Below are 15,668 nucleotides of genomic sequence, written 5' to 3' on the forward strand. Positions count from 1 at the left end.
TATGTTAAAAACAATATTATTAGTAGGAATTGGAGGAGCAATTGGAAGTATTTTTCGATATGTAACTCATTGGGCTACCACAAAATATTTTCAAGGTTCATTTCCGCTTAGTACTTTTTTGGTTAATATTTTGGGAAGCTTATTAATCGGATTATTCATTGGTTATTTAGGGAAATATTTTCCTGAGAATCATCCTTTGAAATTTTTACTTATAGTTGGATTTTGTGGAGGATTTACTACTTTTTCAAGCTTTGCTTTAGAAAACTACAATTTACTTCAAAATAACCACCAAATTACAGCTTATATCTATATGGCAAGTTCAATAATCTTGACTATTACAGCTGTTGGATTAGGAAGTTACTTATCAAAATATCTATAAAAAAAGTCCAATGAAATTACTCTCATTGGACTTTTAAAATTTTATAAAAACGATTATTTCAATTCGAAACTTGTTTTAGAAACTAATTCAGCATTTTTATCAAATACGTTTACAAAGTAAGTTCCTTTAGCAAAATCTTTACCTGAAACTTCTTCATCAACTTGAACTGTCTTGTTTTCATATTTTACAGTAGACATAAAACTATATGTTAATGTTTTGTCTCCAGTTGGAATTGTTTTCTTTTCACCTAAAATATTACTTTTACTATCAATAATTTGAACATAATATTCTCTTGCACCTGTTTTAGCAATTTGATTTTCAGCAATTAAAAAACTTACTTTTAACTTGTCAGCTCTTCCTGCTTTATCAGTTTCAATTTGTTTACCAGAACTTTTTTGTTTAACCGCTAAAACTTTTAAGTTTAAAACCGCTAATTTAGAACCTTTTTCAACAGTTTTAGTTAAGCTTTCGTTCTGAGTTAATAAAGTGTCATTGAATTTTTTAGCATCTGTTAAAACAACTTTTGTACTATCTAAACTAGATGTTAAAGCTACATTTTGTTCTTTCAACGTTTTATTTTCAGCTACTAAATTATCCATTTCTCTTTTTAAACGGAAGTATTCATTTTTGTATTTTGCCATAGCAGCAGCGTCACCTTTCGATTTTTCTACTTGCTCTAACAAAGCAACCATTTTAGCTTGTTCTGCTTGTAACTCATCTTTCAATGCTGTGTTATCAGCAATCATAGAGTCATATTCTGCAATTTTTGTTTTTAATTCTTCTGCTAAAGTATTTTTCTCCGTTGTAACTTTATCAACAGTTTCTTTATTGTCAGAATTAAGTTTAAAAATATAGCCTACACTTCCTAAAAAAAGTAATGCTAAAACTACCACAGCAGCTTTTAATCCAGAATTGTTTGATTTGTTTTCCATTTTTTGGTTTTGTTGGGTTATTGTTAAGTTTTTCCAAAAATACAATTTTTAAAGTATTTTCTAAATTTTAAACGAATTTTATTTAAAAATAGTACTTTTGATTGCATTTATCAATTTTATGGAGAATATTATACTTTTAAGCCAAAACGAATTAGCCAAAATAACCAACCACAGAAGTGGCGAAGTAAAATTTGGAGAAAAAATTATCACAGTACCAAAAGACACTGATATTGTGGAATTTATAACAAATAGCGAAGCTAAATTTGTACTTTTTGGAATACCAGAGGATATTGGAGTAAAAGCAAATCTAGGAAGAGTTGGTGCTGCTTCGGCCTACGATAGCGCATTACAAAGTTTGGCTAATATTCAACATAATAAATTTTGCAAAGGAAGCAATTTACTGGTTTTAGGTAAATTAAATGTAGAAGAACTTCTAGAAAAAGCACAAAATTTAGATGCAAACAACAAAGAACATCGCAAAGAATTGTTCAAATTAGTAGAGCAATTAGATATTGAAGTTTCTCATATTGTGCACCAAATTTGCAATGCAGGTAAAATTCCAATTATTGTTGGTGGCGGACATAATAACGCATATGGAAATATAAAAGGATTAGCCTTAGCCAAAGGAAAACCAGTAAATGTAATAAATTTTGATGCGCATACCGATTTCCGAATTTTAGAAGGAAGACATTCAGGTAACGGATTTAGTTATGCTTTTGAAGATGGTTTTTTAAAGAAATATTTTGTTTTTGGATTACACGAAAACTTCGTTTCAAAAAGTGTTTTTAATACCTTAAAGGAATTAACTTCGAGAGTAAAATATGTTACGTATGAAGAAGTTGATGTAAAACGTGAGAAAAACTTCGAAACCGAATTAGAGAATGCACTTAATTTCATTAAAAATGAACCTTTTGGAGTGGAATTAGATTTAGATGCGATTCCAAATATTCCATCAAGCGCAATGACTTTGAGCGGTTTTAGTGTAGATAAAGCACGTCATTTTGTGTATTACTTTGGAAAAAATCAAAATGCTTCTTATTTCCATATTTGTGAGGGCGCTCCAGAGCTTGACGATTCAAAAAACAACCATTTAACAGGTAAATTAATTGCTTCGCTAATTACCGATTTCATGAAGGCTAAAATCGGGTAAAAACCAACTTCCCTAAAATAACACTATCTTTGTACTCTTATCGAAATTATTCGATAGGAAAATTATTTATTCATTTATGACATTTAACGATTTAAAATTATACAATAACATACAACAAGCTTTAGAAGAAGAAGGATACACTAATCCTACTCCTATTCAAGAGCAAGCCATTCCTGAAATTTTATTAGGACAAGATTTAGTTGCCTGCGCCCAAACGGGAACTGGAAAAACAGGCGCTTTTGCCATTCCTATCTTAAATTTAATTCACAGAATTGTAGGTTCGGCTAAAAAAGCAAAACACATTAGAACTTTAGTAGTAACGCCTACAAGAGAATTAGCTATACAAATTGACGAAAGTTTTAAAACCTATGGAAAATATACTAATGTAAAGTCATTAGTGATTTTTGGTGGTGTTAATCAAGTTCCACAGGTAAACGAATTAAAAATGGGTGTCGATGTTTTAATCGCAACTCCAGGTAGACTTTTAGATTTACACAAACAAGGATTTATCGATTTAGACCATTTACATCATTTGGTTTTAGACGAAGCTGATCAAATGTTAGATATGGGTTTTATTAATGATGTAAAAAAAATCATCAAATTAACTCCAAGTAACAGACAAACGTTGTTGTTCTCTGCAACAATGCCATTAGCCATTAGAGAATTAGCAGATACTTTTTTAACACGTCCAAAATACATTTCGGTAACACCTATTTCATCTACGGCTGAAAACGTTTCACAAAAAGTGTATTTTGTAAATAAAGATGACAAGCGTTTACTTTTAAAACAATTGATTATTCAAGAAAGTTTAAGTAATGCTTTGGTATTTACAAGAACAAAACACGGTGCTGACAATATTGTAAAAGTATTGAAAAAAGCGAGTATAAAAGCAGAAGCCATTCACGGAGATAAATCGCAAAATGCACGTCAACGCGTATTAGAACAATTTAAAAACAAAGAAATTGATATTTTAGTTGCCACAGATATTGCGGCAAGAGGAATTGATATTGAGCAACTTCCGTTTGTAATTAACTTTGATATTCCAAATATTTCTGAAACGTATGTACACCGAATTGGTCGTACTGGTCGTGCTGGAAATTCTGGCTTAGCCATTTCTTTTTGTGGAAAAGACGAAAAACCATATTGGTTAGACATTGAGAAATTAATCCGAATGAAAGTTAAAGTGGTTACCGATCACGATTATACTTGGAAAGACGAAGTAGTAAATCCGGATGCAAAACCAGATTTAAGAAATAAAGACAAAAATAAAATGAATCCGAATTCCAATTCAAGAAAATCGGAAGCATCTAAGAAAAACAAAAAACGTTGGTACTAACCAACGTTTTTTTTATTTATCTACTAATCGTTTTATCGTTTCAAAAAGTTTGTGACTTTCAAAAGGTTTTACAATAACTTCATCAATTTGAGCGTCTATAATTTTATCTTCTATATCTTGCTTATCGAAAGCTGTAACCGCAATAATTGGTATTGTTATTCCTTTTTGACGTATTAGTTTAGATGTGTCAAATCCATTAATGATCGGCATATTAATATCCATTAAAATGGCGTCAAACTTAACTTTATCAATTAAATCTAAAGCAGCATAACCATCATCAACTATTTGACATTTGAAATGATTGTTTTCTAACAATTTCTTGGTAACAACTTGATTGATTTTATTGTCCTCAACCACTAAAATTTTGTACTCTTTTTTAATTGATAAATCAACATCTAAATTATTAATAATCGATTTGACTTTTGTTACATCTGATTCTAACGGAATGGTGAACGTAATTGTTGTGCCAACGTTCTCTTCGCTTTCTAAATTAATAGTTCCGTTGAAAAGTTCCACCATTTTTTTAACGATTGTAAGCCCTAAACCAGTTCCTTGATAATCGTCTTCTTTACGATAGACTTGCACAAATTTATCAAATACTTTTTCCTGATCTTGCTTTGCAATTCCAATTCCGTTATCAATTACTTGAAATTTCAAATAACACTTGGTTCCTATTTTTTCAATTAAATCTGCTTTAACCGTGACATTTCCTTCATTTGTAAACTTTAAAGAGTTACTAATCAAATTAATAAAGATTTGGGATAAACGAATCTTATCTCCAACTAAAATTTCTGGAATATTCGTATCAACATTAATATCAATTTGATTACTGTTTTTAATCGCTAAGAAATGTAAAGAATCTTTAATAATGCTTAATTCGTCTTGAAGATTAAAAACCATATCTTCTAAAATCACTTGATTTTCTTCAATTTTATACACTTTCAAAATATCATTTACCAAAGACAATAAATACTTAGCTGAAAATTTTAAAGATTTTAAATGCGGACTATTGGTAAGTTCTTTGTGTTCATCTAAAATGATATCTGTAATTCCGACTACTCCATAAAGTGGCGTTCTCAATTCGTGACTAATTGTGGAAATAAACTGAGTTTTTAATTGTGATGCTTCTTCTGCTTTTTCTTTCGCAATCAATAGTTCTCGATTTGCTTCTTTTAAATCGGAATTCGCTTTCGCTTTAATTTTATTATTTCGAATTAAGGAAAGTAATAACAGCAACAATATGAGAAAGATAACACCTAAAAGAATTACAAAAACACGATTGGCTTGTAATTTTTCTTGTTGGATTTCTTTTTCTTTTTTAATTTGATCAATCTCTCTATTAATTTCGTCGTGTTCTATTTGTAAACCGGCTACTTTTACATCATTTAAACGTTCTTCATTGTAAATTTTGTCTTGTAAATCATCGTGCTTTAAAAGATAAAAATGAGCTTTTTCAAAGTTTTTAATTTTGTAGTAAAAATTAGAAATGTCATTATAAACATCACTTGCATTAGACTTAATTAATTCGATATCATTCTGTTCGCAATAATGAACCGCTTTTAAATAATATTCTTCCGCTTTTTGATTGTTGTTTAGGTGATTATAGTAGGCTCCGAAATTTGAATTTAATGATATTTTAGCTTCATTATCACCTTCTTTATCTACATAATCTTTAACTTCATTAAAATATTGGATTCCATTACTAAAATCTTCAACTGCAAAGTAAGCACTTCCAATATTCAATTTTGAAAACATAATTTCGTAATAATCATTATGCTTAATCGAATATTTTAAACCTTCTTTATAATGTTTAATTCCTTTATGAAAATCGATTTTTCGGTAACAATACAAATTACCTAAATTGTTGTTGAGCCAACCTTTCACAGTGTCATTATCAACCTTATTAGCCAATACAAGACCTTTGTTGTAGTATTCAATTGCTTGTTTATAATCTGTAAACTCCTCAAAGTTTAAACCAATAATATTGTAAGCTTTTGCTGCTAATAAATCATCATCGATTTTTGTGGCAATAACTAACGCTTTTTGAGCAAAATCGAGCGATTTTTTTGAATCTAACTTCAGAAAGCTTTGTCCTGCTTGTTTTAATAACACTTTCGCCTCTTTATTTGTTGAATTAGTATTCTGCGCCATCCCAAATATGGAAGTAATACAGAATAGTAAAGCAAAATAAAAACGCGTATAAGTTATCATGAAACTGCTTTAAATGGATTGAATTTTACGAAATACTAAAATAAAAAAAAATCCTGACAAAATCAGGATTTTTTAACAAATGTTTATCGTGTTAATTTTTTGTATTTAATACGAGTTGGTGTTACATCTTTTCCTAAACGTTTGCGTTTGTTTTCCTCATATTCTGTAAAACTTCCTTCAAAGCTATACACTTGAGAATCACCTTCAAAAGCTAAAATATGCGTACAAACTCTATCTAAAAACCATCTATCATGCGAAATAATTACTGCACAACCTGCAAAATTCTCCAAACCTTCCTCTAAAGCACGTAATGTGTTCACATCTAAATCATTAGTAGGCTCATCTAAAAGTAATACGTTTCCTTCTTCTTTAAGTGTCATGGCTAAGTGCAATCTATTTCTCTCTCCACCAGATAATGTTGAAACTTTTTTGTTTTGTTCACCACCTCCAAAGTTAAAACGAGATAAGTAAGCACGAGAGTTTACTTGACGTCCGCCCATTAAAATTAACTCTTGACCATCGCAGAAGTTTTCCCAAAGGGTTTTGTTTGGATCAATATTAGAGTGCGATTGATCTACGTATGCAATTTTTACTGTATCACCAATTTCGAAAGTACCAGCATCCGCTTGTTGTTCACCCATAATCATTTTGAAAATAGTCGATTTACCAGCACCATTTGGTCCGATAATTCCAACAATTCCTGCTTGTGGTAAAACGAAATTTAAATCATCATATAATAATTTATCTCCAAATGCTTTAGCAACATTTTTAGCTTCAATAACATTCGTTCCTAAACGAGGTCCATTAGGAATGTAAATCTCTAATTTTTCGTCTAGTTCTTTTTGGTCTTCGTTTAATAATTTATCGTAGTTCTGTAAACGTGCTTTTTGTTTGGTTTGACGTCCTTTCGCTCCTTGGCGTACCCAATCCAACTCTCGTTCTAAGTTTTTCCTACGTTTTGAAGCTACTTTTTCTTCTTGCGCCATACGGTTAGATTTTTGCTCTAACCAAGAAGAGTAATTTCCTTTCCATGGAATACCTTCACCTCTATCCAACTCTAAAATCCAACCCGCAACGTTATCTAAGAAATATCTATCATGCGTTACTGCGATTACTGTTCCTGAATATTGTGCCAAATGTTGTTCTAACCAAAGAACCGATTCTGCATCCAAGTGATTCGTTGGCTCATCTAATAATAAAACATCTGGTTGTTGTAAAAGTAAACGACATAAAGCTACGCGACGTTTTTCTCCACCTGATAAAACAGAAATTGGTGTTTCTGGATCTGGCGTACGAAGTGCATCCATTGCAATTTCCAATTTATTATCAATTTCCCAAGCTCCCGAAGCGTCGATTTTATCTTGTAATTCAGCCTGACGATCCATAAGTTTTTCCATTCTTTCTGGATTCTCATATACTTCAGGTAAACCGAAATCGTCGTTAATTTTATTGAATTCTTCTAATAAAGCAAACGTTTCTGCAGCACCTTCACGAACGATATCGATTACCGTTTTAGTTTCATCTAAATGAGGTTCTTGTTCTAAATATCCAACAGTATAACCTGGTTGAAAAACTACATCACCTTGATAGTTTTTATCAACTCCTGCAATGATTTTTAATAATGAAGACTTTCCTGAACCATTTAATCCAAGAATACCAATTTTTGCCCCATAAAAGAAACTTAAATATATATTTTTTAGTACTTGTTTATCTGCTCCCGGATAGGTTTTACTCAATTTTTGCATTGAGAAAATCACTTTCTTATCGTCTGACATAATGGTATGTTTGTTTTATTAATTTTTTAAATTGTATTGTTAAACTCTTCCTTTTAAAGCGTTGAAAACCCAAGCAATGGCAAAGAAACCAACTCCAACAGCTGCAAATCCCCAACCTGCAACATCAGCATAACGGTAAATTCCTAATCCAATTAAAAGTAATCCCATTAAAATCATAATGAAAGTAGCCCAAGCCAATATTGTATTTTTATTCATTCCCATAATTAAGTATTTTTAACTAAAGTTTTGTAAATTTTAGGATTGCGAAGGTACAAATTTTTAAACTTTTTATCATTTGAATTAATTGAAAATTTTAATCAATAATTCCTTTAATAAATCATGTTGTGACATTGATGAAGCACCAACTCCTTTACTTTTTACATCGATATCGCGCAAAGCAGCTACAATTGCACTTACTTTTTTCATAGGATAATTTCTGAAAGCCACTTCGTAATCTTTTACAAAATAAGGACTCACTTTTAAAACTTTAGCTGCATTAAACTGCGATTTGTCTTTTAATCCGTGATATTGTAATAATTGCGAAAAGAAACCAAACACCAATCCAGTAGTAACCACTAACGGATTATCTTTTGGATTTTGTGAAAAATGATCTATGATTTTGTAGGCTTTCAATTGGTCTTTTTCACCAATAGCCTTTCGCAATTCGAAGTTGTTGTAATCTTTACTAAAACCGATATTCTCTTCAATGTCTTTTGGAGTAAACGTGTGACCTTTTGGTAAAATAATTTTTAGTTTATCTAATTCGTTATTGATTTTAGATAAATCTGTTCCTAAAAATTCAACCAAAATAGCGGCTGCTTTAGGTTCGATGCTATATCCTTGTCCTGACAAAACGCGTTTAATCCAATCTCCAACCTGATTTTCATACAACTTTTTACTTTCGTAAACTACTCCTATTTTATCTAAAAGTTTGGTTACTCTTTTACGCTTATCTAATGTCTTGTATTTATAAGCAAAAACTAAAACCGTTGTAGGTTGTGGGTTTTCAGCATACGCTTCTAGTTTATCAATATGGCGTGATAATTCTTGAGCTTCTCTAACCACCACTACTTGACGATCAGCCATCATTGGAAAACGTTTGGCACTTCCAATCACATCTTCCATCGTAACATCTCTACCATATAAAATAGATTGATTAAAATCGCGCTCGTGTTCTTGCAACACATTTTGCTCAATAAAATCGGTCAATTTATCAATATAATACGGCTCTTCTCCCATAAAAAAATAAATGGGTTTAATGTTTCCGGCTTTTATATCTTTTGTAATTTGAATTACTTCATCCATAATTTAGTATTCAGTGTTCGGTAAATAGTTGGCAGTTTGTAATATTTAACTAATTTTGAACTATGCAAAATTTGAATTTTCCAACGTATTCCTTTCGGTTCAAAAATAGTGAAAATAAAGTGTCTATTTTTGATGAAATTAGAAAAAAATTTATTCTTCTCACACCTGAAGAATGGGTACGTCAACACGTAATTCATTTTTTGTTACAGGATAAAAATTATCCAAAATCCTATATAAACGTTGAGAAATTAATCAAAATTAACGATTTAAGCAAACGATATGATGGAGTAGTTTTTCAACCAAATGGAGAAATATTTTTATTAATTGAGTGCAAAGCTCCAGAAGTTCCCATTTCCCAACAAACGTTTGATCAAATTGCGCGTTATAATTTAGTTTTGAAAGCTAAATATTTAATGGTTACCAACGGACTAAATCATTATTTTTGCCAAATGGATTTTGAAAACGAAAAATATGTTTTCTTGAAAGAACTTCCTGAATATTCAATTTAATCATGGAAAAACGAGATTTAATACAAGCTGAAATTGAAAAATTAGGATTTTTTCTTCAACGATTATTAGCAAATTTTTTAAATGGAAATTCCGCAGAAAATTCAATCGAAGCTTCTGATTTAATTACCAATGAATTTAAAAATGAATTAGATTTTGATTTACCTTTATTTCTCTCACTTTCAAATGATGAAATGAAAAAATATCTTTCAAATTTTAAATTTAACGAACAAAATCTGGAAAAATTAGCTGATTTGTTAGCCGAAATGAATTTATCCAAAGCCTATTTAGTTAGATCTATTGAATTACTGGATTTGGTAGATGAACTTTCGAACTCTTTTTCATTTGAAAGAAATAACAAAAAAATAAAAATTCAACAATTACTTAATTCACAATAACTTGAAAAAAATAGCAGTAGTCATATTAAATTGGAACGGAGCTAAATTATTAGAGCAGTTTTTACCTTCGGTAGTCGCTTTTTCAGATGAAGCTACGATTTATGTGGCTGATAATGCTTCAACCGATGCTTCTATTGAAGTGATTCAAAACCAATTTCCTTCCGTAAAAATCATTCAAAATACAGGTAACTTTGGTTTTGCAAAAGGCTATAATGAAGCATTGAAGTTTGTTGAAGAAGAATATTACGCTTTGGTCAATTCTGACATTGAAGTTACCGAAAATTGGCTTGCTCCTATTCTAAATATATTTGAAACGCAACCCGAAACTGCAATTATCCAACCTAAATTATTAGACTTCAAAAAGAAAACCCATTTTGAATACGCTGGTGGCGCTGGTGGTTTTATAGATAAATTTGGTTATCCATTTTGTCGTGGACGAATTTTCGATACGGTTGAAGAAGATAAAAATCAATATGATGATGAAATGGAAATCTTTTGGGCAACTGGAGCTTGTTTTTTTATTAGAAAAGAAGTGTATCGCAAATTAAATGGTTTTGATGATGATTTCTTTGCACATCAAGAAGAAATTGATTTATGTTGGAGAGCATTTAACTTAGGTTACAAAACGAAATACACTTCAAAATCAATCGTTTATCACGTTGGTGGAGCCACTCTAAACGAAGGGAATCCGAGAAAAACCTTCTTGAATTTCAGAAATTCATTGTTGATGTTAACTAAGAATTTACCGAAAAATCAATTATTTCCAATTCTTTTTATGCGCTTGTGTTTAGATGGTTTAGCGGGGATTCAATTTATTTTGAAAGGAAAATTTAAACACTTTTGGGCAATTATTGAAGCGCATTTTACATTTTATCATCTTGTATTTCAATTTTATAAGAAACGTAATACAACTCAAAAATCTAATTATTACAAAATAAACAGCATCGTTTATCGTTACTTTATCAAGAATGGCAAGGTCTTTGCTGACCTTTTTTAACAATAGTTTAGGTTTAAAAAAGCTATTTTTTAACAATTTCCATTTAATTTTGTAAAAAAATAATTATCGTATGAGAAAAGTAATGTTATTCGCCGCAGTAGCCGCTATTTCATTAAGTTCGTGTGTTTCAAAAAAGAAATTCACCGAATTAGAGGCTAAAAACAAAGAGATTCAAGATTTATTAAACACCGCAACGGTTAAATTAAACACTTGTTTAACGGAAAGAGAAGCGTTAGCGAGTCAAGTTGATTTTCTTAAGAAAAACAATACGGACTTAATCAATAACATGGGGAATTTAACCACTTTAACTACAAAAGGGGCTGAAAATCTTGAAAAATCATTAGAAAGTTTAAAAGAAAAAGATTTAAAAATAACACGTTTACAAGACGCTTTAACTAAAAAAGACAGTATTACATTGGCTTTAGTTACAAGTTTAAAACGTGAAGTTGGAATCGACGATCCAGACATCAACATCAATGTTGAAAAAGGAGTAGTTATGATTTCGATTGCTGATAATTTATTATTCAAATCGGGAAGTTACGAAGTAAGCGACAAAGCAAAAGGTGTTTTAGCTAAAGTGGCTAAAGTAATCAATAGCAAACCAGACTTCGAATGTATGGTGGAAGGTCACACCGACAATGTGCCGATTAAAAATGCAGTTTTGTTAGACAACTGGGATTTATCAGTAAAAAGAGCGACTTCAATCGTGAGAGTTTTACATAAAGAATTAGGTGTTAGTCCAAAACAATTAATTCCAGCTGGAAGAAGTTCTTACATTCCTTTAGTGGAAAACGATTCTCCTGCTAACAGAGCAAAAAACAGAAGAACACGCATTATCATAATGCCAAAAATTGACCAATTCTACGATATGTTAGAAAAGGAAATGAAAAATTTAGAAGGGAAATAATTTACCTTTAAAATATAAAAAAAACGCCTCAAGTGATTGAGGCGTTTTTTATTTATAGTACATCCAAACTTCCTTTTCCTTCACGAATTACCTCAGGTTCATGTCCAGTTAAATCTATAATGGTTGAAGCCACATTGTCTCCGTAGCCACCGTCAATAACCAAATCGACTTTATTATTCCATTTTTCGAAGATTAGTTCTGGATCGGTTGAATATTCAATTACCTCATCTTCATCATGGATGGATGTGGAAACAATAGGATTTCCAAGCATTTCTACAATTTGCAATGCAATATTATTAGCTGGAACACGAATTCCGACTGTTTTTTTCTTTCTGAATTCTTTTGGTAAATCGTTATTTCCTGGTAAAATAAACGTGTATGGTCCAGGCAATGCGCGTTTTAAAATTTTAAAAGTCGAAGTATCAATTTGTTTCACATAATCAGAAAGATTACTCAAACTCGAACAAACGAAAGAGAAATTCGCTTTTTCCAACTTAATTCCTTTGATTTTAGCTAATTTTTCAAGCGCACGAGAATTGGTAATATCACAACCTAAACCGTAAACCGTATCGGTTGGATAAATTACTAAACCGCCGTCTTTCAAAACGGCAACAACTTTTTTAATAGCCGCTTCGCTGGGTTTATCTTCGTATATTTTTATAATTTCTGACATGGTTTTATTTTTTAGAAAAAAGATAATAGAATATAGAGTAAAGATAGGAGAATTTTAGTGATTTATGACTTCTTTAATTTCCCAAGATTCTAAAATATAATTATCCCAAATTCCCTTTTTTACTTTAATTTCTATTTTTAGATTATCAGTATTTTTATTTAAAAATGGCTTTATTTCTGAATATTTAACCGATATTGATTCTTCATTATTTAAAAAAACAAATCTAATTTTATCTTTATATTTGTAAGAAGTATAAATTTTAGTAATTGGTAAAAAATATTTTTCAGTTTTATTCTTTTTTGATTCTAACTTATTAATAGTATCCCAAATTATATTAGCAGAATTACCAAAAAATATATAAGAAAATATAAAATTAGATGTAATCAATAAAAAAGGGTAAATAAATTTTAATATCAAATATTTTTCTTTGAGTAAATCATTAAAAATGCTTTTCCAACTCTTTGCAAAAAAAGTAAATCTTGCTATTAGAAAAAATCCAATTAATGTTGGAATTAAAAAAACATAAATAAAATATTTATAATCTCCACCAATTGTAACAGACTGAAAAAAAAGAAAATAAATTATTCCAGTTAAACAGAAAATAAAAAATAATGCATCATTAATTTTATCAATTGTTTTTTTATTTAATTTATTTTTTTCCATTTTTTAAAGTCTATTTTCTATGATCTATTTTCTATATTCTTTCCTACCCAATCACCTCCAACTTCGCAAATCGCAACAACAACTTCTTTAATCCGCCCACATCAAAACGAATTTCTGCTTTTTTATCGGCTCCTATTCCTTCAATGTTTACAATTTGTCCTTTTCCAAAACGTTCGTGCATTACAATATTTCCAACGTTTAAATTTGCATCTACCACATTAGAACTTCCTGAATTGCTCGAAACAGGTTTTAAACGTCTGATATTTGCAGAAGAAACTGGCTCATCTCGTGTTAAATATTTTGGTGGTGTTCCTGCTGTTGGCTTTGCTAATCGTAATTTTGATTTATCAATATCGCCAAAAACATCAATATCCATAACCGGTTTGTAACGATAACCCGAATCCACTGGATTCAAATATTCTAAATATTCATCGTTAATTTCTTCAATAAAACGCGATGGTTCGCTATCTACTAATTTTCCCCAACGGTAACGCGATTGTGCATAAGTCAAATACGCTTGATGTTCAGCACGAGTTAAGGCAACGTAGAACAAACGACGTTCTTCTTCTAATTCGCTTCGTGTATTCAAACTCATCGCACTTGGAAACAAATCTTCTTCCAATCCCACAATAAATACATGTGGAAATTCTAATCCTTTCGCTAAGTGAATTGTCATTAGAGCTACTCTATCGTCATCGCCTGTATCTTTATCTAAATCGGTGGCTAAAGCTACGTCTTCTAAGAATTCAGCTAACGCTCCTCTGGCTCCGTCGATTTCTTTTTGACCTTCAGTGAAATCTTTAATACCGTTTAGTAATTCTTCTATGTTTTCAATTTTGGCAATTCCTTCTGGAGTTCCGTCTTTCTTCAATTCTTGAACTAATCCCGTTTTCTTAGTAACATGATCAGTTAAGAAAAACGCATCTTGATTTTCATTAATGACTTGAAAACTTTTAATCATCGTCACAAAATCATTCAACTTGGCTTTTGTTCCCGAATTCAGTTTTAAATCAATTTTATCAATATGTTCCATTACTTCAAAAATAGAACGCTTGTAATGATTAGCTGCAACCGTTAGTTTCTCAACTGTTGTATCACCAATTCCTCTTGCCGGATAATTAATCACACGAACTAAGGCTTCTTCGTCTTTTGGATTGATTACCAAACGTAAATACGCCAAAACATCTTTGATTTCCTTACGTTGATAGAAAGACAAACCACCATAAATTCGGTACGGAATATCGCGTTTACGCAACGCATCTTCCATAGCACGAGATTGCGCATTGGTACGATACAAAATTGCAAATTGTCCGTTTAACATTTGATTTTGCATCTTCTGTTCGAAAATAGTTGCTGCTACAAAACGACCTTCTTCACCATCAGTTAAACTACGGTGGACTTTTATTTTTGGTCCGTCATCATTGGATGTCCAAACGATTTTATCTAACTTGGTTTTATTCTTGTCAATTACGTTATTCGCTGCTTCTACAATGTTTTTTGACGAACGATAATTTTGTTCCAAACGATACAATTGTACGTTTTCGTAATCTTTCTGGAAATTTAAAATATTATTGATATTCGCACCTCGGAAGGCATAAATACTTTGCGCATCATCTCCTACCACACAAATATTTTGGAATCTATCAGACAACGCACGAACAATCAAATACTGCGAGTGATTCGTATCTTGGTACTCATCTACTAAAATGTATCGAAAACGATCTTGATATTTGGCTAAAACATCTGGAAAAAGATTTAATAATTCATTGGTTTTCAATAATAAATCATCAAAATCCATCGCTCCCGATTTAAAACAACGCTCTACGTATTGTTGGTAGATTTCACCCATACGTGGTTTTTTGCTCATGGCATCTGCTTCTTGTAATTCGGGATTATTGAAATAAGCTTTTACGGTAATTAGAGAGTTTTTATAGGATGAAATTCTGCCTAAGATTTGCTTTGGTTTGTAAATATCTTTATCCAACTGCATTTCTTTGATAATTCCACCCAAACAACGTAAAGAATCTTGCGAATCGTAAATCGTAAAATTAGATGGATATCCTAGTTTATCAGCCTCACTACGTAAAATCTTAGCGAATACCGAGTGAAAAGTTCCCATCCAAAGGTTTTTCGCTTCGTTAGTTCCAACAATATCCGCAATACGTTTTTTCATTTCACGGGCGGCTTTGTTGGTAAAAGTTAAAGCTAAAATATTAAATGCATCTACTCCTTGACTCATCAAATTAGCTATACGAACCGTTAACACACGAGTTTTACCAGAACCCGCTCCCGCAATAACAATCATGGGACCGTCTTTCTGCAAAACAGGTGCTTGCTGTGCTTCGTTTAATTGGCTAATATATCGCTGCATTTCTTTCATAGTGTACTATAACTTTTTAACTAATTTACAAAAATACATCATCAAAAGGGTTAATA

Annotated in this window: 15 protein-coding genes; 7 read left to right on the plus strand and 8 right to left on the minus strand. The window is 31.1% G+C overall.

Features of this window, described 5'->3' with window-relative positions:
- The first annotated feature begins 1 nt into the window (after position 1).
- Positions 2–379: a fluoride efflux transporter CrcB gene (crcB, locus tag OJ995_RS09390; protein WP_133606611.1), complete on the plus strand. Its 378-nt coding sequence runs from the start codon at positions 2–4 to the stop codon at positions 377–379.
- A gap of 53 nt (positions 380–432) precedes the next feature.
- On the opposite strand, the gene OJ995_RS09395 is transcribed toward crcB, so the two are convergent.
- Positions 433–1,311 (minus strand): DUF8428 domain-containing protein, encoded by an 879-nt coding sequence (locus OJ995_RS09395; RefSeq protein WP_264369180.1) that lies wholly within the window; start codon positions 1,309–1,311, stop codon positions 433–435.
- A 118-nt stretch (positions 1,312–1,429) separates the two neighbouring features.
- On the opposite strand from OJ995_RS09395, the gene OJ995_RS09400 reads away from it, so the two are divergent.
- Positions 1,430–2,461: a formimidoylglutamase gene (locus OJ995_RS09400; RefSeq protein ID WP_264369181.1), complete on the plus strand. Its 1,032-nt coding sequence runs from the start codon at positions 1,430–1,432 to the stop codon at positions 2,459–2,461.
- Positions 2,462–2,537: 76 nt separating this feature from the next.
- On the plus strand, positions 2,538–3,797 hold the full coding sequence (locus tag OJ995_RS09405; RefSeq protein ID WP_264369182.1) for a DEAD/DEAH box helicase: 1,260 nt from the start codon (positions 2,538–2,540) through the stop codon (positions 3,795–3,797).
- 12 nt (positions 3,798–3,809) lie between these two features.
- On the opposite strand, the gene OJ995_RS09410 is transcribed toward OJ995_RS09405, so the two are convergent.
- The 4 genes from OJ995_RS09410 to holA all read right to left on the minus strand — a co-directional run bounded on the left by OJ995_RS09410 (position 3,810) and on the right by holA (position 9,088).
- Complete coding sequence (locus tag OJ995_RS09410) at positions 3,810–6,008, minus strand: ATP-binding response regulator (RefSeq protein ID WP_264369183.1); 2,199 nt, start codon at positions 6,006–6,008, stop codon at positions 3,810–3,812.
- An 83-nt stretch (positions 6,009–6,091) separates the two neighbouring features.
- Positions 6,092–7,783 carry an energy-dependent translational throttle protein EttA gene (ettA, locus tag OJ995_RS09415; protein ID WP_264369184.1) on the minus strand — a complete coding sequence of 564 codons (1,692 nt, stop codon included), beginning with the start codon at positions 7,781–7,783 and terminating at the stop codon, positions 6,092–6,094.
- Between the two features lie 39 nt (positions 7,784–7,822).
- On the minus strand, positions 7,823–8,005 hold the full coding sequence (locus OJ995_RS09420) for a CAL67264 family membrane protein (protein ID WP_133606598.1): 183 nt from the start codon (positions 8,003–8,005) through the stop codon (positions 7,823–7,825).
- Positions 8,006–8,083: 78 nt separating this feature from the next.
- Entirely contained in the window at positions 8,084–9,088 is a 1,005-nt protein-coding gene (gene holA / locus OJ995_RS09425) for a DNA polymerase III subunit delta (RefSeq protein ID WP_264369185.1), read from the minus strand.
- A gap of 62 nt (positions 9,089–9,150) precedes the next feature.
- Between holA and OJ995_RS09430 the strand changes: the two genes are divergently transcribed.
- The 4 genes from OJ995_RS09430 to OJ995_RS09445 all read left to right on the plus strand — a co-directional run bounded on the left by OJ995_RS09430 (position 9,151) and on the right by OJ995_RS09445 (position 11,896).
- Positions 9,151–9,597, plus strand: coding sequence for a type I restriction enzyme HsdR N-terminal domain-containing protein (locus OJ995_RS09430; protein ID WP_264369186.1), 447 nt, complete (start codon positions 9,151–9,153; stop codon positions 9,595–9,597).
- A gap of 2 nt (positions 9,598–9,599) precedes the next feature.
- Positions 9,600–9,992 carry a hypothetical protein gene (locus tag OJ995_RS09435; protein ID WP_264369187.1) on the plus strand — a complete coding sequence of 131 codons (393 nt, stop codon included), beginning with the start codon at positions 9,600–9,602 and terminating at the stop codon, positions 9,990–9,992.
- 1 nt (position 9,993) lies between these two features.
- Positions 9,994–10,989, plus strand: coding sequence for a glycosyltransferase family 2 protein (locus tag OJ995_RS09440; protein WP_264369188.1), 996 nt, complete (start codon positions 9,994–9,996; stop codon positions 10,987–10,989).
- Between the two features lie 70 nt (positions 10,990–11,059).
- Complete coding sequence (locus OJ995_RS09445; RefSeq protein WP_264369189.1) at positions 11,060–11,896, plus strand: OmpA/MotB family protein; 837 nt, start codon at positions 11,060–11,062, stop codon at positions 11,894–11,896.
- A 52-nt stretch (positions 11,897–11,948) separates the two neighbouring features.
- Here OJ995_RS09445 and OJ995_RS09450 read toward each other — a convergent pair whose 3' ends face one another.
- From OJ995_RS09450 to OJ995_RS09460, 3 genes are read right to left on the minus strand one after another with little or no spacing between them, the layout of a single operon-like run.
- Positions 11,949–12,569: an L-threonylcarbamoyladenylate synthase gene (locus OJ995_RS09450; RefSeq protein ID WP_262318444.1), complete on the minus strand. Its 621-nt coding sequence runs from the start codon at positions 12,567–12,569 to the stop codon at positions 11,949–11,951.
- 54 nt (positions 12,570–12,623) lie between these two features.
- Complete coding sequence (locus OJ995_RS09455; RefSeq protein ID WP_264369190.1) at positions 12,624–13,232, minus strand: hypothetical protein; 609 nt, start codon at positions 13,230–13,232, stop codon at positions 12,624–12,626.
- 43 nt (positions 13,233–13,275) lie between these two features.
- Positions 13,276–15,603 (minus strand): ATP-dependent helicase, encoded by a 2,328-nt coding sequence (locus OJ995_RS09460; protein ID WP_264369348.1) that lies wholly within the window; start codon positions 15,601–15,603, stop codon positions 13,276–13,278.
- Positions 15,604–15,668: the final 65 nt, after the last annotated feature.

The organism is Flavobacterium lacisediminis, from assembly GCF_025909975.1.
Classification (GTDB): domain Bacteria; phylum Bacteroidota; class Bacteroidia; order Flavobacteriales; family Flavobacteriaceae; genus Flavobacterium; species Flavobacterium lacisediminis.